Source organism: Pectobacterium polaris (assembly GCF_002307355.1).
Classification (GTDB): Bacteria; Pseudomonadota; Gammaproteobacteria; order Enterobacterales; family Enterobacteriaceae; genus Pectobacterium; species Pectobacterium polare.
Window position 1 is genome coordinate 1,016,206 of the sequence record NZ_CP017481.1, and the last position, 18,329, is coordinate 1,034,534.

The window sequence follows — 18,329 nt, forward strand, 5'->3', positions numbered from 1 at the left end:
AACCAAGGACTGTAGAATGACAACGAAACGGCTGGGATTTTTCACGCGATTGCTGGATGACGTATCCGCCCAGCAGCGCTATCGGCTGGCGACGGAACAGATCGTCAAAGCCGAGCAATTAGGATTCGACAGCGCCTGGGTCGCGCAGCACCACTTTCATGCCGATGAAGGCGGATTGCCTTCACCGCTGGTGTTTCTGGCGCTGGTCGCCGCCCGTACTCAGCGCATCCAACTCGGTACCGGCGTGATTACGCTGCCGATGGAAGAACCGCTGCGCGTGGCGGAAGATACCGCCGTGCTCGACTTACTCAGCAACGGCAGGCTGGAAGTCGGTGTAGGTTCCGGCGGCACGCCGTCCTCATTTGCCGCCTTCGGTCACGACAGCGCACAGCGCGGGCAGATCCTCGGGCGCTATCTGGAAAAACTGCGCGCCGCGTGGCGGGGGGAAGCCTTGAGCGAGGACGGTAATCAGCTCTACCCTGCCGCGCCGCATTTGGATAAGCGCGTCTGGCAGGCCACGTTTTCTCTTGAAGGCGCAGAGCGAGCCGGTAAAGCAGGCGATGGCCTGATGCTCTCTCGCACCCAGCCACGCCCGGAACACTTCCCAGATGCCACGCTCGCCGATCTGCAAAATCCGATGATCGACGCCTATCTGGCTGCGCTGCCCGCTGGCGTCGCACCGCGCATCCTCAGCTCACGCAGCGTTTTCGTGGCTGACGATCGTCAAGTAGCGCTGAATCTGGCAGAGAAAGGGCTTAATCGTTCCGCCGCCCGTTCCGGCACGTTCCGCCCGATCCCTCACGACTCGGTAGAGGCACTGATCGCCTCCTTCGATAGCCATGTTGGCACCGCGCAGGATGTCATCGCGTCACTGCGGGCAGACAGTTCGCTGGAGCGTGCGACCGATGTGACATTCCAGGTGCATTCCATCGATCCGCCGCATGAGTTGATTCTGCGTTCACTTGAACTGATAGCCACTCAGGTTGCCCCCGCTTTGGGCTGGAAGCCCGCCGTCAAACAGAAAAGCCCTATCGGGCAGGAGATTGCATGACGCACGCTAACACGTTACACACCCATGACGTACTGGATGCGCTGGCCGAAATCAGCCCGGATTCCGCCCTCGCCGCCGCCAGAAAAACCCGTGATGCGGCAACCCGCCACACCCAAGGCAGCTACGACGCGCTGTTTAACGCCGACGCCGCAGACAGCGCGACATTACCGTTATCGCTGCGCTTCTGGTTTGCGACCAAAATCAGCGGCTGGCAGCAGGACGAGCAGCTACAGCATTTTTATGCCGAGCGACTGACGGACTTCCCGGAGCCCGCGCTGACACCCGCGCTACAGCTGGCGCTGGATCATGCCGAACGCCTGACGAAAACGCCCGTGCAAGCCTCGGCGTCCCACGTCAACGCGCTGGAGAAGGCGGGCTGGTCGGTAGACGACATCGTGACGCTGTCGCAGCTCATTGCATTTGTGAATTTTCAAAGCCGATTGCTACGCGGCTATCGCCTGATTGCCGGTCATCGCGTCAGCCAACCGCATTCGCAGGCTGCTGTCGCAGGTCAGTGGCATACCCAACCGCAGACGCACAGCGGCAAGTCTGCACCGCAGGCGTTTACTCAGGCAGAACTGGGATGGGAACCGTGGATCGCGCCCAAACCGCTGGCCGCCTTCAATGCGGATGAGCAGGCGGTTCTGGCACGCTTCGGCCACACGGATTCGGACTATTTCCGTCTGTTAGGGCGCAATCTCCCGGTGCTGGAACAGCGTACGCTGACGGATAAAGGGATTTTCTATACCGCTGGCGGCCTGCCACGCAAAGAGCGCGAACTGATTGCCGCCGTCACCAGTAAGGTCAACGGCTGCATCTATTGCGCCTCGGTGCACGCGCGTAAAGCCAGCCAGCTCTCCAAACAGGACAGCGACGTACAACGGCTACTGGACGTCGTCCCCGGCGGGGATTTGAGCATCGGCCAAAGCCCGCGCTGGCAGGCGATTATCGATTTTTCGGCACGCCTTTCCGCCACGCCCGCGCAGGTCAACGCAAACGACCTGAAGCTGCTGCAAGAACAGGGATTGGATACGCTAGAGATTGTCGATGTGGTGCAGTCCGCCGCCTTCTTCTCATGGGCCAACCGACTGATGCTCACGCTAGGTGAACCGTTCTGGCCGGAGCATTAAATCGATCTTGTGCGATAGCAAATCAGGCGACACCACATCTGCGTCGCCTGATGTGATTTATTTTCAGTGTCATAAATGAGCCAAATTAAGTAAAAATCAACAAATAAGTATTACAGATGGACATTAAGAAAATTCACGGACTATACTTAACCCATTAACGGGTTAAATTCAAAAGTAGAGTCCATTTATGAACGCACCCACTACTGCACCAACATTACTAAAGCTCGACGCCATTAGCGAAGCTATCGACGAGCTCCGGCACGAACTCGCGCGTAGCGATGCCTCCAGCAAAGAGGTTATGCTGGAAGATCACATTCATTCGCTGGATGTATTTGGCATTCAGCTAAATACGCGACGTAAAGCGTTGGGCATCGAACTCACTACGCTAGAGCTACAGACAGGTGTATCCATCTCCACGTTAAAACGTTTATTCAACGATCCCTCTCAGGTGAAGTTTTCCACGGTTTATAGCGTTTGTTCCGCGTTAGGGATAAAGCTATGCGCCGTCAAGTAAAGGTCTATCTTTACGGTGTCCACATCGGCCAGTTAAGTCAGGACGATGAAGGTTATCTGTTTGAATATAAAAAGTCCTACATCGGCCCGCCATTATCATTGAGCCTACCGATACAGACCGGCACATTTCACAGCAAAACATTACCGCCCTACTTTGCCTCGTTAGCTCCCGAAGGCTGGCTGCGGCGACAGTACAGCCAGCTTCAGCATCTGGATGAGAAGGATTTATTTGGCATCCTCATTCAAAATGGTAAGAACCTGATCGGTGCCGTGCAACTGATCGCGGAGGATAAGTCATGACAAGATGTCGAATTTTGCTGACACCGCTGACACACGAAGAAGAAATCGCCACAGGCTATAGCCGTAAAGGGTTAAAGCATCTGACGGGATCAACGCATGCCTCCTCGACCTTACGTTTCACCCGCCAGCAATTTATGCACGACCTGCCACAAGCACAGAAAGGCATGAGCATCTCTGGCTATCAGCCCAAAATTCAGATGGTATTAGAAGAACGGGCGTTTACCGTCGTTGATCATCAAGGGCTGTGCATCCTCAAGCCTTCTCCGATTGAATTTCCCCATTTGGCAGAAAACGAACACGCCACGATGACATTAATGGCACGCCTGGGATTTGCCGTTCCACCACACGGGTTACTCCGTTTTAAACCGGAGCAGGCTGATGACGAACCTGAGTTTGCTTTCGTTATTAAGCGCTTCGACCGCGACGAAAAAACGGGTCACCCTATCCATCAGGAACAGTTGGACGGTGCGATGGGGGTCGGTGAAAAATTCGGTAAAATACACACGGATGGCAGACAATACGTCAGTTATGAGCGGTTGGCTTCATTCCTTAGCAAACACGTTAATGACAATATCGTCTTCAAAATAGATCTGTTTCGCCGTATCGCTTACGCCTACATGCTGGGTAACAACGACATGCACCTGCGTAATTTTGGTTTGATACATTCGCGCTCAGGTTCGTTAATGCTGGCTCCCATTTATGATTTTGTTTCCGTCGCCCCCTATCCCACCTATTTTTCTTCCTGCTTCATGGCATTGCCGCTGCTGATTCAAGAAGAGGGGGATGAAGCACTCGCGCCAGGATTTGAAACCGCATACGGAGAATACCTTGGTATGGATTTCATTCTATTCGGGCAACGTATCGGGCTGAGTGAAAACCTGACCAAAAAACTACTGGCAGACTTTCTCAAAGAAGCTGAATGTGTTGAATCAACCTATCGGGATTCCTTTATGCCTGCGGATGCTATTGAGACAACGCTGCGGTGCTATCGACACCGCCTGAAGCTTATGAGCATTCTCGATGCAGAACGGATTTAGTGCTTCAGAATCAAACGTCTTGCTGCGTCACTGCAGGTATCGGTGCAGTGGCGCAAAACTTACCGCCGGGACAAAACCAGACGTGCGGCGAATGCTAGAAAGATAACGCCTGTCGTTCGGTCCATCCACTTCACTACGGAACCACGACGCAAAAAACGCGACAGCGGACGCGTGGCGGCAATCAGCGTGGACGACCACAGCGTGCCGATAAAGACATGAATAAGAACAAGCAGGTAAGTCCACAGCACAACCGAATGGCCGGCAGGGATAAACTGCGGCAGGAATGAAACGTAAAACACGCCGATTTTTGGATTTAACACGTTGCCCAGCATGCCACGGAGAAACCAGTTCTGCTGCTTCGGTGCATCTTGTGGGGCCGCCATCACCACTTCAGTTCTGGGTTTCAGGATCATTTGCAGACCCAACCAGCAGAGATACGCCGCACCGCACCATTTCAGAATGTTATAGGCCAGCTCCGACGCGGCAATCAACGTCCCTAGACCAAACGCCACCATCGCGCCCCAAATCAGGCAGCCCACTTGAATACCAAACGCGGCATGAAAGGCTTTCTTACTGCCTTCAACGGTAGCGGTACGTAAAATCAACGCCGTGTCCAAACCCGGCGTCAGGGTCAGCAGCGTTGCGGCAAACGTAAAAGCAATCAGCGATTCGGTCAACGTCACGGTAATTCATCACTCCAGTAGGGAAAATCACAAAAAGCATCCTTCTCTGCGAGAAGAATGGTGCAAGACAACCGACAAGTAATCCTAATTACGCGCCACGTAATATATGAGCCTGACCCTACCCAACACCTCTCTTCAACCAGATCGCATAGCGACAGCTCACATCAGGCCCAGATTCAAAAAGCGTAAATAAACTCCCCCGATTGGTTACCTTCCGCTACGCTATCCGGCAGGCAATGACTCACGATACAGGCGCAATACCATGATAAAACGCTTCTTCCTCACGCTCGCTTTATTGACGCTTTCCGCGTCTTCACTGGCGCAAGATGCTCTGCCAGATGCAGTGAAGAGCATCGAAAAACAAGGTATTACGATCATCAAGCCGTTCACTGCACCCGGTGGCGTGCAAGGCTGGCTGGGTAGCTATCAGGGTGTAGGGGTGACCATCTACTTAACGCCAGACGGTAAGCATGCCATTTCGGGCTATATGTATGACGAACACGGCAACAACCTGAGTGAAGCGCTGATTCAGCAGGAAGTGTATGTGCCTGCCGGTCGGGAGATGTGGCAGAAATTACAGCAGGCGCCGTTTATCACCGAAGGGGCGAAGGATGCGCCGCGTAAAATCATCGTCTTTGCCGACCCATTCTGCCCGTACTGCAAACAGTTCTGGCAGCAGGCACAGCCGTGGGTAAAAGCAGGGAAAGTCCAACTGCAAACGCTGCTGGTCGGCGTCATTAAACCAGAAAGCGGGCGTTATGCCGCCGCGATTCTTGCCGCCAGCGATCCGGCCAAAGCCTGGCATGAATATGAACTGTCGAACGGCAAAACGGTGCCCCCGTTCCCCAAAGACTCATCACGCGATATCTGGAATAATATTCAGCATAATCAGCGGCTAATGGATGAACTAGGTGCAAACGTCACGCCTGCCATCTATTACCTGAATGATAAGAATGAGCTACAGCAAGTGGTCGGGCTACCGGACGAACAGCAGCTAGCGGAGATGATGGGGAAATAAACACAGGAGGGAATTTCCCTCCTGACGTTTCTCTTAGCGATGCGACCAGTACGCCATAAAGTTGATCGTCTCTTTATCGAGGTGCCGCTCGTCGAGCAGATAGCGGCGCAGCCGTTTGATGGCGGAAGACTCTCCCGCCGCCCACGCGTAAAACGGCCGATGCGCCGTTGCCCGTTCCCACAGTAGCTCGTCTTCTGGCGTTTCCTGTGCGATCTCATTCCGGTTGGTACAAGCACTGGCGGGAATCTTCACGTCCTGTTGCACCGCAGTCAGCAGGCGTTCGCCCCATACTGTGCTGCCCGTTTCCTCACGCGGCAGCCAGTGAATCTGCGCAAACGGGAAGTCGCTTGATGTCACGCAGTCAGCCACTTTTGGTACTTCAAAAAAAGCCTGCACCGACGGCGGAGAAGGCTGGGTAGCCAGTTGCTCAAGAATTCCCATTGCCGCTGGCAGCGCCGTTTCATCCGCAATCAGCAGAACCTGCTCAACGCCCTCGTGCGGTGCCCATTCATAGCCGCCGCTGTCGCCATCGGCCTCTGCATTGGGCGCGACAATCTGTAGCGCATCACCCGGCTTAGCATGGCCCGCCCAGCTTGAAGCAGGTCCGCTATCACCGTGCAGCACAAAATCGATTGTTGCCTGCTGTGACTCGCGTGAGACGGAACGCAGCGTATAGGTGCGCAAAATTGGACGACGCTCACGCGGCAGCGCCAGATAGTCCTGATACCAGGTATCGCTCACGGCCATTGGGGTCAGTTCCCCGCTTTCACTAGCGAGCAGCAGCTTGATGCGCTGATCCGGCGCGTCCAGTTTCATCTGGCGCACTTCCGGGCCGATGAACACACAGCGAACCAATGAAGGCGAGAGTAACGTCTTACTCTCTAAGCGTAAGTTGAACAGCCGATAGGCGGAAGACGTTGTACGGGTAGCTAAAGACATAGTGAGAAAACCGCATGTTTTGTAAGGAAAAATCAGTCCACGGGATAAAACCCATTCACCGCAACTTACCATAAACAAAACACTAACGATAATCATTATCACCATTCGGATGAATGCCGTGATATACGCGGTATTGAGTGTCGCGACACGCTGTATCACCGAGTGATTTCGATGGCACCATTCCCCGTCCAGTATCACAGCTGTTCTCTTATAGCCCTGTAATTTTTAGGTTAGAATATTCAGGACTGTATTGTTTTACCAAAAAAGGATAAGTGATTCATGGATGAGCGGAAGTTCTTGGTTCTGACTAGAAGCAAGCAAAGTGAATTCAAAAATACGACAAAAGAAGTCATTGATGTCACGCCAGCAGGCGACAAAATGCGTGTCACTTTCCGGAATGGTAATCCTTTCCCCTATAACAGAAAAAATGTTCGTTTTTTTACAAACCCAGAAGCTATTAGCACTGAAGATTACATTATTACATGCAAAAAAAGATCAATAAAAAAATGGGATGAAGCATTTATTTTTGATGAACAATATTTCGTTTTATTCGACAATGGACATAGCGAAGTTCTCCCCCTCGCTGATGTTGAAATAATCCCCAATATCGCGCACAAAAAAGACACAAAGCACCTGATCAACTATTACCGGCATATCGCCAAATTTTTAAAAGACTCGGATATTTCTGAATCAGCACACTACTATTATGAAAAAAAACTCAATCATATAAGAGACGACTCCGTACTGAGCCACTATATTAACCCATCTAAGTTATCAACAGAACATTGCTCATTACCCCTCTTTCCTTTTGGGATAAACCCATCACAGCGTGAAGCCGTCATTAAGGGGCTAACATCAAAAATAAGCATTATTCAAGGCCCGCCCGGCACAGGAAAAACACAGACCATACTCAATATAATTGCCAATCTGGTCTACCAAAATAAGACCATTGCTGTAGTTTCAGGAAACAATGAAGCAACAAAAAATATCTATGATAAATTAGAAGAAAAAGGCTTCCCATTTATTTCAGCCAGTCTTGGTAGCAAAGAATTACAGAATGAATTTTTTGCTAAAGAAAATAATATCCCTGACCTTTCTCATTGGGTGCTTTCTGAAAATGACTTGATAAAAAACAGAGAGACTATTGCCAACACTGACACATTGATTTCCGAGTTACTTGATCTGCAAAATGAGCAGGCCAGAGTCAGAGAATTAATCAGCAGGCTTGATATCGAAAGAAAATATTTTGATAAGTATTTCTCTGCCGACCCGATAAACCCGTCTAAGTGGTCTTTTGGCAACCGTTGGTCAACACCCAATCTGATGAAATTTATGGCTGAGGTGGAGCACTTCTCAGAAAAAGAAACGCTGTCGTGGTCACGCAAGTTTACCTGGCTATTAAAATATGGAATTTACAAATTCAAGGATCTCAACGTCCTTTCTGGTGAATTGTTCAAAGGACTCATTTCTGAGTATTATCGAAGAAGAAGACAAGAGCTTGCAGAAAAAAAACGGACAATAGATAAAAAATTAGGGCAGCATAATTTCGATGAACAGCTAAAGCAGTATACTAATTGTTCGATGGCGCTATTCAGGCACCACATTTTCTCAACCCATCACCACATGCATCACGTTGAATTCACTTACAGATCGTATAAAAATCTTTTCGCCGACTTTGTTAAGCGTTTTCCTGTTGTCCTGAGCACAACCGATTCCATCATTAACAATAAGGGTGATAATGAACTCTTTGACTATCTCATTGTTGATGAAGCGTCGCAAGTCAACCTGCTCACTGGCGTGCTAGCTATGGCCAGCGCCAAAAATATGATTGTCGTCGGTGACTTGCAACAAATCCCCCACATTCCAAACAAGTCGCTCATCGCTGCTCAGCCCGATATTGACACGCAATTTGATATCCCTACTAATTATAGTTATCGAACAGAAAGCCTCTTGTCATCTGTAAACAAAGTGTTCGATAAAAACGCGCCCTCCACGCTGCTCAAAGAGCATTATCGTTGCCACCCTCGGATCATCGACTTCTGTAATCAAAAATATTACAACGGCCAGCTTGTCATCATGACGCATTCAGACACTGAGCCATTTAAGATTTTCAAAACAACGCCAGGCAATCACACCCGCAAAGCACCTGGCGGCAAAAGCCAAATCAACTCTCGCGAGTTGGACGTGATTAAACAAGAAGTACTTGAAGCCGATTTAGCCAATGTAGGTCCGGAAAAAATCGGTATCGTTACGCCTTATCGTGCACAGGTTGAGCAAGCTAACGGTCTTATTGATGGAAAAAAGATAAAAATAGATACCGCACACAAGTTTCAAGGACGTGAAAAAGACATCATCATATATAGCCCCACCGCGAACTGGGCAGATACATTTAATGACAGTCCGAATTTAATTAATGTCGCCGTATCGCGAGCAAAAGAACAATTCATTATGGTAATGTCAGCTAATTTATTCAAACAGCAAGGTACGAATATCGGTGATTTAATACGGCACATAGAATACCAATCTATGTCACCTAACATCTTTGAAAGTAAAATAGTCTCAATATTCGACTGTTTGTATAACGAGTTTTCACCTATTTTACAAGAATTTAAAATCAGGATGAAAATTATATCTCAGTTTGATTCTGAAAATCTAATGGCTACGCTATTGGAAAAAATCCTTGCTGATAAGATGTTTACCTCATTCATGTACAAAAATAATTATACGCTAGGTTTGCTGATAAAGGATTTCAGCATACTCACTGAGGCTGAGCAGCAGTTTGCCCAGAATCCGAATAGCCACATAGATTTCCTGATTTGCAACAAACTGGATAAACTCCCTGTGCTTGCAATAGAAGTCGATGGCCACCAGACCCACGCCCTCGATCCTAAGCAATTAGCGCGGGACGCGAAGAAAAACAGTATTCTATTTAAGTTAGGAATCCCATTATTGCGCTTTCCAACAACAGGAAGCGAGGAAGAGAAAAAAATTCGTAAAGCACTAGAAGAGATTATCGCGTTCATACCGGAATCTGATACGGAAAAACATTAGCCGGTGTTCTAATACCTTATTAGTAATTGGTTTGAGCTGGCGGCTCGAAATAAGAAAAATATTGATTTAGAAGCGGGGGGGGGGCGAGTTTCTTTCCCTATCAGGCCAGAGTGATTTCTGGCCTGATTAAGGCTTTTCAAGAAGCGAGGAATTAACGCATCGTCACAAACTCTTCTGACGCAGTCGGGTGAATGGCGACGGTGTTGTCGAAGTCTTTCTTGGTTGCGCCCATTTTGACGGCGACCGCGAAGCCTTGCAGCATCTCGTCCATACCAAAACCGATGCCGTGGATGCCGACGATTTTTTCTTCTTTACCCACGCAGACCAGCTTCATGCGGCACGGCTGGCGGTGCTGCGTGACGGCGGTGTACATCGCGGTGAAGGCAGATTTATACACTTTCACCTGATCGTCGCCATACTGTTCACGCGCCTGCGGTTCGGTCAACCCGACAGTGCCAATCGGCGGATGGCTGAAGACGACGGTCGGGATGTTGCTGTAATCCAGATGCTCGTCCGGCTTGTTATTAAACAAACGTTCGGACAAACGACGCCCTGCCGCAACAGCAACTGGCGTTAGCTCGACGGCACCGGTGTTATCGCCTACCGCGTAAATGCCAGGAACGTTGGTGTTCTGGAATTTATCGACGTTGATGTAGCCTTTATCGTTCAGCTCTACGCCCGTGATGCTCAGGTTCAGGTTATCCGTCGCGGGTTCACGACCAATCGCCCAAATCAGGCAGTCAACAGTCTGTGACTGACCGTTTTCCAGTTCCAGCGTCAGGCTGCCATCGGCATTCTTCACAATCGCTTTCGGGATCGACTCGGTATGCAGCGTCGGCCCTTCGGTGTTCATCACTTCCACCAGCGTATCGACAATCAGCGGATCGAAGCTGCGCAGCGGCGCGTGTTTACGCACAAACAGGTGAGTTTCAGAGCCCAGCCCGTTTAGCACGCCGGCAATCTCTACCGCGATATAGCCTGCACCGACAATCGCGGTACGCTTCGGCAACGCATCCAGCTCAAAGAAGCCGTCGGAATCGATACCGTATTCCGCACCGGGAATAGCAGGATGAACCGGACGACCACCCGTCGCGATCAGGATATGGTCAGCCGTAATTTTTTCGCCGTTCACTTCCACCGTGTGCGCATCGACAAAGCGGGCAAAACCGTGGATAACATCGACCTTATTCTTACCCAGCACGTTGTCGTACGACTGGTGAATGCGATCGATATAGGCGCTACGGTTCTTAACCAGCGTGCCCCAGTTAAACTGGTTTACCGTGGTATCAAATCCGTAATCCGGCCCGTACTGATGGATCGCTTCGGCAATCTGCGCCGCATGCCACATCACTTTCTTCGGCACACAGCCGACGTTGACGCAGGTGCCGCCCAGATATTTTGCTTCGATCAACGCACATTTTTGTCCATACATCGCCGCGCGGTTGATAGACGCGATACCGCCGCTGCCGCCGCCAATAGCAAGGTAGTCATAGTGTTTGGTCATCAGTGTATCCATGCTTAAGTGAATAAAATTTGCCTAGAGTGTAACGCCAGAGCCATACGCCGAATAAAGGTTATGCCTATGGTTGCGATAGGAAAAACCGACCGCGTCGCCCACCGCACCATGCGTATTACTCCGGTACAATCTGCTCCACCAGCGTATGCCCGGTGCCTTCCGGTACCAGCACGCTATGCAACCACGGCAGCACACTCTTCATCTGAGATGCCAGCTTCCACGGCGGGTTAATCACAATCATGCCAGACGCCGTCATGCCGTAGCGATCGCTGTCCGGCCGCACCGCCAGCTCAATTTGCAGAATGTTGCGAATGCCCGTGGCTTCCAGCTCTTTCAGCATGCGCTTGATGTGCTGACGCAGCACCACCGGATACCACAGCGCAAATACGCCAGTGCCAAAACGTTTATGCCCTTCCTGAATGCCTTTCACCACGGCCTGATAGTCCGTTTTCAGCTCATAAGGAGGGTCGATCAGCACAAATCCCCGACGGGAAAGCGGCGGCAGCTGTGATTTCAACTGCTGGTAGCCATCGTCACGCAGCACTTTGGTACGCGAATCTTTCTGGAATTCATTACGCAGCAGCGGGAAATCGCTGGGGTGCAGCTCGGTCAAGTGGAGCTTGTCGTGTTCGCGCAGCAGCTGGCGGGCAATCAGCGGGGAGCCGGGGTAATAGCGCAGCCGCCCATTGTGGTTATAGGTGTGCACGGCCTGCATGTAAGGTTCGAGTTCAGCCGGAATGTCGTCACGCTGCCAGATTTTCGCGATGCCATCCAGATACTCGCCCGTGCGCTCGGCGTGTTCGCCGCTGAGCTGATAGCGACCCGCACCCGCGTGGGTATCCAGATACAGGAAAGGTTTCTCTTTCTCTTTCAGGGCAGTGATGATCAGGCTCTGAACGGTGTGTTTCAGCACGTCGGCGTGATTGCCGGCATGGAAACTGTGGCGGTAACTTAGCATGCTTGCTTTCCGGTGAAGTTTTTATAAATAACGTCGATTAACCGACAGTATAACCGTCTGCGACGGAAAATATCCCCTCAATACCGAAACAACACCTCACCCTGCGAGCCACCCCGCAAACCAGCCATTTTTATCGTCTTAAATCAGTAAATTGAGAAACATGGCCGTTTTTCATTCGATTGAAAGCTACCGATACTCAGGCAGATAAAGGGGCACCGTAGCACTTGGAAAATCAACCACGCCAGGGCTGCGTTTTGCTCGGTAACCTCTTACGGACAGCTAAAAACATTCACGGAGTTGGCGCGTGGGTAGATTTACCTTTCGGGAGCGCAGTGCGTCGTGCGGCCTCAATGCCAGATGCCACCCAACGGACAAACGTTTCCTGCTCTTCCATCGCGTCATCCGGCAGCTGTGAGAAAGACAGGCAAATGGTTTTGAGCTTGCCATCCTCTCCACGGCGGGTGTAGGTGAACGGCTGGCACCCTGCCTTATCAAAAAGACTGCGATTCTGGTCGTCTGTTTTAACGAAAATATCACCCTGATTGTTGATAAGTAAAACCATTAAGCCATCGTGAAAAATCGCCAGACAGCCAAACATCTTACGCGGAACAAAACGACCGAGTGGTGAGAGCTGATCCATAATGAACGCGGTCAACTCTCCGGAAATATTCATATCAGTCTCCTTTTACGCGGTACGCTGGCCGAGTTTTACAGGCACCTAAACAGGCGTTAATGAAAGCAGAATGCCGGATAAATCCGGCATTCGATAAACGTATTAAAGCAAGGGTAGCAGGTTAGGGATTTTTCTTCAGATACTGCGCCGCGGTCAGATAATAATTACGCGCAGTCGCATTATCCTGACGTTCGCCCAACTCGGTCAGCGCATCCGCTTTAATCTTTCTGGCTTCTGAATGATGGGGTTCAACGGCCAGCACGTAATCCGCCTGTTCGGCAGCCCACTGGAAATCGCCGGACGACAGGGCTTTCTCCGCGCTTTTAAGCATGTTCGCCTGACCTCCGGTCATAGCCAGTAACCGTGTGGCACGATCTTTCTCAGTCAGCGGATAGATGTGTGTGGCATTGCCGTCAAACCAGCCCGCCTGCTGCGCGTAAATACCGCGTACGGTAAACGCCACCGTGCCGTAATATTCCTGTAGATAAGGATTTTTTGCCAGTTCCGGCGGCAGTTTCACCGTCTGTACCAGTTCATCCGGCGTCATTCCTTTGGCGATACCAGCCATCGTCTGATCCCAGACGCTTTTGATACCGTCACGGTAAGCGGTCAGCGCAGCCTTGACGTCGGCGGCACCGCTGACTGGCTGCATGTGCCCAGGAATGAGGTGCTCTGCGTTCAGTGCAATTATTTTGTCCAGACTGGCAATCCACTCATCAATCTTGCGAGTTGGCAGACCACGCAGCGGGGCGATGTTCGGAAAGGTTTTCAGAAAATTATCACCCGCCAGCAAGACCTTCTGCTCAGGCAACCAGACCGCGGTGTTTTCGTCAGACTCACCCGGCGTATGGAGAAGTTCCATTTTTACGCCTGAAAGGGTCAGGTTCTTGCTGTCACCGTCAAATGTTTGGGTCGGTGGCAGAAAACCTTCACGGGTGTGTGGCGTTTTACGACCGTATTCAAGCTGCGTGCCCGCATTGATAAATTGGTCATCAGGCAAGGAAGTCCCGAAAGCATCACCGCCCTCACGCTTTCCACGACCAGTATCCGGTTTTGCTGTAACCAAAAGGCGGTGGCTGATAATTTCTGGCTTGTCATTACCGGCAAAAACCGTCGCGCCGCCGGAGTGGTCGGGGTGGTTATGTGTATAAATGATCGCTTGCACAGGCCGAACCATACGGCTGCCAAATGCTTCAATGATCGCTTTTGCATCCACAGGGTTCGCCGACGTATCCACGATAATCGCACCCTCTTTTCCCTGAATCAGGGTCACGTTTGCAGCCGAATACCCAACGGCCACATAAACGCCTTTTGCAACTTCCACTATCTGCTTCTGAAAATCTGCATTATGTGCGAGCAGCGTTTTTGCACCCGCCGTTTCTTCATGCGCGCCTGCGTAGCCTGCCGCCGTCAGTGCCATAACCGTTGTGAGCAACAATGTCGCTTTCCTCAGTTTTCCGTCGAAATACTGTGTCATCTTTTCTCCGTCAATTCACGACTCTGAGTCCCATTTCTGATTCATGTATCAAAAACGGGAGGGACAGGAACAAAACCCGCGCAAAACCTAGCGAATTGGCAGGGTTCCGTAATCCCCGCAGCATAAAAGCAGCAGAGCCAAAAGGGTATAGTCATAAATGACAGTCCACTTCTCATAAGTGAGAGGGGGTAGTGAGAGGAGCGTTCCGTTTCGAGCTTTCACCTGACAGGCGTAATCACCTTACTCTGGAGTCTGGAAAACGTGCCCATTGCGCGGCTGATTTCAACTTGTATAAAAATCCAATCTGTATAAAAAACCGCTTTAGCGTGGGATATTTTTCGTTTCCCAGACGGGTCACATACAGTACGATCGCACGCTAACCATGATGGAATTGGACGTTATTCTGATGGAACCTGAATATCAGCGCTGGCTGATGGCGCTTTCCGCCCCGATGGTCGCACTCAATATCAAGTACGGCGCCCGCTTCTGCGAGCCGACCTTTTATGAGCCCGGTGAACCCATCAGTCTGAGCAACAGCTGGGGCATCACTTCCCGCGAAGGCCTGATCGCAATGATTAACGATATGACGGACGGCGGTCACGCCGAGCGTCTGGCATATTACTATCACCTTTGGCACCACCTGACGGCATCCGAATGGCAGCAGCACTGCGCCAATCAATCTGAAGACGTACAGGGTGCACTCGTGCTAGTGACCGAAACGGCCGCGCTGTGCGGTGAAGGCGGGATCCGCGCCTGGGATCTGGGACGTATGAGTTTCCTGAGCCGCATCGGATTACTCAACGGCTGGATTAGCGAAAAAGAGAACCTGTGGATTCACACCCGGCTGGCCGACAGGGCGCGTTACTATTACCGCAGTTGGGAAAATTATTACGCCGCATTCCTGATCGGCCGCACCTACTGGCTCGGCTCGGATGAGGAAGATCCAGAATGCCAGCGCTACATTTTCAGCAACTGTAGCCAGATTCCTGACTACATTGACCAGATCGGCACGCTCTATACCCACCCAGACTGCCCGATTCATGACCTCGACTGGGATGTTGATCCGATAGAAATGGATAAGCCCGAGTCCTTACCAGAAGCGGAAATATAATGGACACACTGTGCTGGCAGCGGCTAGGCATTGAGCCGACTCAGGATCTGGATGTTATCCGTCAGGCTTATCGTCAGAAAGTGCCGCAGTTTCACCCGGAAACCGACCCCGAGGGCTTTAAACAGCTGCGCGACGCGTACGATACCGCCTGTAAGCTGGCGAAAAATCCCGTGCCGTCGGATGATGAAGCACATACTGCCACCGAATCACACGCCCCCTCGGCAACTGAAAATGCCTCCGCCGAACAGGCCGATCCCCAGTCAGAAGCGCTGGTTAACGCGTTTGAGCTGCTGTTAAGCAACCCGGCCGAACGGTTCGTTCCACTGCACTGGGAGCGCTACATTCAGTTGTTGAATCAGCAGGATTTCGAAGTGATCGATCGCCTTCGCTGGCCGCTGCTTAAGCGCCTGATGCGCGAATCTTGTATCTCAATCCTCTGTGTCCGCATACTGGCCGAACGCCTGCGCTGGCAGCAGCGACAAGGGGAACTGTCCGGCGACGGGGTGGAAGATGTCCGCCACTTCCTCGACTCGCTCGGCTATGAAGATCTGTTCGATTTTTCCCTGCTATCGCACCTGAATCTGCCCGCACAGCTGGAAACCATCTTCTATTTCCAGCAGGCCAATGGGATGTACTGGAATCGACCCGCATTTATGTTGGGCACGCTGCTGCGCACCCCGGCCGCGATTTATTGGCCCGATAGCCCGACGCTGATGCAAAAGCTCGCGCGCTGGCACAGCCACGCCGGTGTGCCCAACGCCATCCTGCGCGATTACTGTCTACAACAGTTGGATGCGGCTCCGAAAGACACAGAATGGCTCGAACTCAGCGCCAACCTTTGTTCGCTTACCGGAGAAAACGAGCAAGCCTTCACGCTGTGGCTGACGCTTTATCAGCAAACCCGCCATGCACAAGCGGAACACTGGCTGATTAACTGGTGTAAACAGCATCAGCCAGATGCGCTTCCCTTACTGATTCAGTCGTTCAACAATACGCCAGCGCCAGACCTGACAGGGTTAGCGCTGGACGATCCGCGCCAGCGTTTCTTCATTTCTCAGCACAACACCCAAATGTTGATACGCTGGGGAGAAGCGCTGAAGCTGTCGCTTTCGCCGATGGCAGAAAGCTATGCCCGTTGGAAGCTGGGCAAACAGGATTTGCAGGGCATCTACCGACACCTGCTGCTACACAGCGGAGACACGATTCAGGATCGCCTGTATTGGCACGCCAGCATGCTAACCGTGGGTAATGAACGTCTGTTGCAGGACATTCTGGCGCAGCCGTTGCCCGAGGAACCGCTGTATGCGTTGATCTTACAGGGATTACAGTTTCAGGCGACACAGCGCCTATCCTGGCTGGACACCTCCGACGCGATTCACGCCTTCACGGAATGGCTGTATTCGCCGTCAGAAGAGGCGTTGCCCAACGTGTTCACTAACCAGAAGTCATCCGCCTGGCTACAAGCGCAAACCTGGCTGCGACAATGGCGCCCGCTATCGCTGAATCAGCTTAACAAGCTCTATAGCAGCGGCATACATACGGAGGAAATCGACCCGATCAACGATTGTCTGGTCGAGCTGTCCGCACGCTACCGGTGCGATGTGTCTCTGGTGCCGCAAGGGGTGGAGAAACCGCAGGATCTCAGCGCTAAAGAGGAACTGAGACAGGCTATGCTGATCGCATTAATGATGACCGATCCAGCGTCTTGTCTGGGTTTACCGCGTCAGTCGGTGCTGCCTGAACTGGCCTTAAGCCACCCTGCACATTCGCTCTCTCGATTCTTCCGCAAGGCAGAATGCCACGATGGGGATGCGGTGACGCCGTTGAAAAAACAGTTGGAACTCACCGATCCGCTGCACTATCACTGCTGGATGAACTTCCCCGTTTCTATTGAGGAGTATCTCGGCAGCAGAGAGACTTACAGCGAGTCTGCTGCAAGCCATTTTTATCTTACCGATGAGCATTGGCAGGCGGAACTGGCGAAATCGCCCATCATCTACCAGATCTTTTTCCACGCGTTTTATGCCCTTGTGGGAGAGGAAGGACAGGCAGAGCAACACCTTGAGCGGCTTGCCGCTATTCCCGTAGAAACGGAGCAGGAAGATGCGATCCGTACCGCCTTTACCGAAGGGTCGGATGAACTGGATAAACAGCTAAAACAGCTCTCCGACGACAAACGGGTCACGCTCATCGGCAAGCTTATTCAGAACTGTGCGAAGGATGATACGTCCTTATTCGATAACAGCGATCAGGAATTTCTAACCGAGCATCTGTCCTATCCGCACGGAGACGCTACGCTAAGATTGGTGTCGAAAGTGCTGCTGCAATGTGCCGATCGGCGCGAACGTCAGTTCCAGGCATCACAGGCTAAAAAGAGCTACTGGTGGCAACTCTGGCGCACGGACGCTCGCATCGGGCGTCTCGGTTTTCTGATGCAGGCTGGGTTGGGAAGCTATTTTCTCTATCGCGCGAGTGACTGGATCGGGTCGCCACCGGCGTCTATTCAAGGGCTGCTGATGGTGCTCATCGTGCTCAATCTGCTGAGTGCGACGCGTCGACGCTATAACGATATCGGTTCCAATATGCCGTGGGTGATGAGTTTCTTCACCCTACTCATACCGCTGTTTCTGCTGCTCCCTTTGCTGACACCGAGTCTTAACCGCTGGAACCAATTCGGGCCACCACCATCTGGCAAGAAAGCCGAAACGGACACCATGCCTAGCTGACGAAAATAACTCGGGCGGCGTAGCAATTATACGCATGCATATACCCAATAGATTTCGAGTTGCAGGACGGCGGCAAGCGCAGGAATCCCCAGGAGCTTACTCAAGTAAGTGACTGGGGTGAGTAAGCGAAGCCAACACACCTGCAG

General features: G+C 51.7%; 15 protein-coding genes. 9 read left to right on the plus strand and 6 right to left on the minus strand.

Features of this window, described 5'->3' with window-relative positions; all coding sequences use genetic code 11:
• Positions 1-16: 16 nt before the first annotated feature.
• The 5 genes from BJJ97_RS04610 to BJJ97_RS04630 all read left to right on the plus strand — a co-directional run bounded on the left by BJJ97_RS04610 (position 17) and on the right by BJJ97_RS04630 (position 4,031).
• Positions 17-1,051 carry a putative FMN-dependent luciferase-like monooxygenase gene (locus tag BJJ97_RS04610; RefSeq protein WP_095993211.1) on the plus strand — a complete coding sequence of 345 codons (1,035 nt, stop codon included), beginning with the start codon at positions 17-19 and terminating at the stop codon, positions 1,049-1,051.
• Complete coding sequence (locus BJJ97_RS04615) at positions 1,048-2,181, plus strand: alkylhydroperoxidase domain protein (RefSeq protein ID WP_095993212.1); 1,134 nt, start codon at positions 1,048-1,050, stop codon at positions 2,179-2,181. Before BJJ97_RS04610 ends, BJJ97_RS04615 begins: the two co-directional genes overlap by 4 nt.
• Before the next feature lie 187 nt (positions 2,182-2,368).
• On the plus strand, positions 2,369-2,695 hold the full coding sequence (locus BJJ97_RS04620; RefSeq protein WP_095993213.1) for a helix-turn-helix domain-containing protein: 327 nt from the start codon (positions 2,369-2,371) through the stop codon (positions 2,693-2,695).
• Positions 2,680-2,994 (plus strand): HipA N-terminal domain-containing protein, encoded by a 315-nt coding sequence (locus tag BJJ97_RS04625; protein WP_039483284.1) that lies wholly within the window; start codon positions 2,680-2,682, stop codon positions 2,992-2,994. The genes BJJ97_RS04620 and BJJ97_RS04625 overlap by 16 nt, the downstream gene beginning before the upstream one ends.
• On the plus strand, positions 2,991-4,031 hold the full coding sequence (locus tag BJJ97_RS04630; RefSeq protein ID WP_095993214.1) for a type II toxin-antitoxin system HipA family toxin: 1,041 nt from the start codon (positions 2,991-2,993) through the stop codon (positions 4,029-4,031). The genes BJJ97_RS04625 and BJJ97_RS04630 overlap by 4 nt, the downstream gene beginning before the upstream one ends.
• A gap of 59 nt (positions 4,032-4,090) precedes the next feature.
• Here BJJ97_RS04630 and BJJ97_RS04635 read toward each other — a convergent pair whose 3' ends face one another.
• Entirely contained in the window at positions 4,091-4,714 is a 624-nt protein-coding gene (locus BJJ97_RS04635) for a LysE family translocator (protein ID WP_095993215.1), read from the minus strand.
• Between the two features lie 262 nt (positions 4,715-4,976).
• On the opposite strand from BJJ97_RS04635, the gene dsbG reads away from it, so the two are divergent.
• Positions 4,977-5,732, plus strand: coding sequence for a thiol:disulfide interchange protein DsbG (gene dsbG, locus BJJ97_RS04640; protein ID WP_095993216.1), 756 nt, complete (start codon positions 4,977-4,979; stop codon positions 5,730-5,732).
• A 33-nt stretch (positions 5,733-5,765) separates the two neighbouring features.
• Here the strand turns inward: dsbG and BJJ97_RS04645 are convergent, their stop codons facing one another.
• A complete protein-coding gene (locus BJJ97_RS04645; RefSeq protein ID WP_095993217.1) occupies positions 5,766-6,671 on the minus strand; it encodes a siderophore-interacting protein in 906 nt (301 codons plus the stop codon).
• 279 nt (positions 6,672-6,950) lie between these two features.
• Here BJJ97_RS04645 and BJJ97_RS04650 point away from each other — a divergent pair, with 279 nt between their 5' ends.
• Positions 6,951-9,722, plus strand: a complete 2,772-nt coding sequence (locus BJJ97_RS04650) for an AAA domain-containing protein (RefSeq protein ID WP_095993218.1) — start codon at positions 6,951-6,953, stop codon at positions 9,720-9,722.
• A gap of 151 nt (positions 9,723-9,873) precedes the next feature.
• Here BJJ97_RS04650 and gorA read toward each other — a convergent pair whose 3' ends face one another.
• From gorA to BJJ97_RS04670, 4 genes are all read right to left on the minus strand, one after another.
• Complete coding sequence (gene gorA, locus BJJ97_RS04655; protein WP_095993219.1) at positions 9,874-11,226, minus strand: glutathione-disulfide reductase; 1,353 nt, start codon at positions 11,224-11,226, stop codon at positions 9,874-9,876.
• Between the two features lie 127 nt (positions 11,227-11,353).
• On the minus strand, positions 11,354-12,196 hold the full coding sequence (locus BJJ97_RS04660; protein WP_095993220.1) for a 23S rRNA (adenine(2030)-N(6))-methyltransferase RlmJ: 843 nt from the start codon (positions 12,194-12,196) through the stop codon (positions 11,354-11,356).
• A 289-nt stretch (positions 12,197-12,485) separates the two neighbouring features.
• Complete coding sequence (locus tag BJJ97_RS04665; RefSeq protein ID WP_095993221.1) at positions 12,486-12,869, minus strand: TfoX/Sxy family protein; 384 nt, start codon at positions 12,867-12,869, stop codon at positions 12,486-12,488.
• Positions 12,870-12,990: 121 nt separating this feature from the next.
• Entirely contained in the window at positions 12,991-14,346 is a 1,356-nt protein-coding gene (locus BJJ97_RS04670; RefSeq protein ID WP_095993222.1) for an alkyl/aryl-sulfatase, read from the minus strand.
• A 382-nt stretch (positions 14,347-14,728) separates the two neighbouring features.
• Here BJJ97_RS04670 and BJJ97_RS04675 point away from each other — a divergent pair, with 382 nt between their 5' ends.
• Together BJJ97_RS04675 and BJJ97_RS04680 are read left to right on the plus strand one after the other, a co-directional pair.
• Positions 14,729-15,457: a DUF1266 domain-containing protein gene (locus BJJ97_RS04675; protein ID WP_095993223.1), complete on the plus strand. Its 729-nt coding sequence runs from the start codon at positions 14,729-14,731 to the stop codon at positions 15,455-15,457.
• The gene (locus BJJ97_RS04680) at positions 15,457-18,183 is read left to right on the plus strand and encodes a J domain-containing protein (RefSeq protein WP_095993224.1); all 2,727 of its coding nucleotides are present in this window, start codon (positions 15,457-15,459) and stop codon (positions 18,181-18,183) included. Before BJJ97_RS04675 ends, BJJ97_RS04680 begins: the two co-directional genes overlap by 1 nt.
• Positions 18,184-18,329 lie beyond the last annotated feature (146 nt).

Bases quoted from the DNA above. Each gene is read 5' to 3' on its own strand.
- BJJ97_RS04610 (WP_095993211.1), top strand. From the start codon at position 17: ATGACAACGAAACGGCTGGGATTTTTCACGCGATTGCTGGATGACGTA.
- BJJ97_RS04615 (WP_095993212.1), top strand. From the start codon at position 1,048: ATGACGCACGCTAACACGTTACACACCCATGACGTACTGGATGCGCTG.
- BJJ97_RS04620 (WP_095993213.1), top strand. From the start codon at position 2,369: ATGAACGCACCCACTACTGCACCAACATTACTAAAGCTCGACGCCATT.
- BJJ97_RS04625 (WP_039483284.1), top strand. From the start codon at position 2,680: ATGCGCCGTCAAGTAAAGGTCTATCTTTACGGTGTCCACATCGGCCAG.
- BJJ97_RS04630 (WP_095993214.1), top strand. From the start codon at position 2,991: ATGACAAGATGTCGAATTTTGCTGACACCGCTGACACACGAAGAAGAA.
- dsbG (WP_095993216.1), top strand. From the start codon at position 4,977: ATGATAAAACGCTTCTTCCTCACGCTCGCTTTATTGACGCTTTCCGCG.
- BJJ97_RS04645 (WP_095993217.1), bottom strand. From the start codon at position 6,671: ATGTCTTTAGCTACCCGTACAACGTCTTCCGCCTATCGGCTGTTCAAC.
- BJJ97_RS04650 (WP_095993218.1), top strand. From the start codon at position 6,951: ATGGATGAGCGGAAGTTCTTGGTTCTGACTAGAAGCAAGCAAAGTGAA.
- gorA (WP_095993219.1), bottom strand. From the start codon at position 11,226: ATGACCAAACACTATGACTACCTTGCTATTGGCGGCGGCAGCGGCGGT.
- BJJ97_RS04660 (WP_095993220.1), bottom strand. From the start codon at position 12,196: ATGCTAAGTTACCGCCACAGTTTCCATGCCGGCAATCACGCCGACGTG.
- BJJ97_RS04665 (WP_095993221.1), bottom strand. From the start codon at position 12,869: ATGAATATTTCCGGAGAGTTGACCGCGTTCATTATGGATCAGCTCTCA.
- BJJ97_RS04670 (WP_095993222.1), bottom strand. From the start codon at position 14,346: ATGACACAGTATTTCGACGGAAAACTGAGGAAAGCGACATTGTTGCTC.
- BJJ97_RS04675 (WP_095993223.1), top strand. From the start codon at position 14,729: ATGATGGAATTGGACGTTATTCTGATGGAACCTGAATATCAGCGCTGG.
- BJJ97_RS04680 (WP_095993224.1), top strand. From the start codon at position 15,457: ATGGACACACTGTGCTGGCAGCGGCTAGGCATTGAGCCGACTCAGGAT.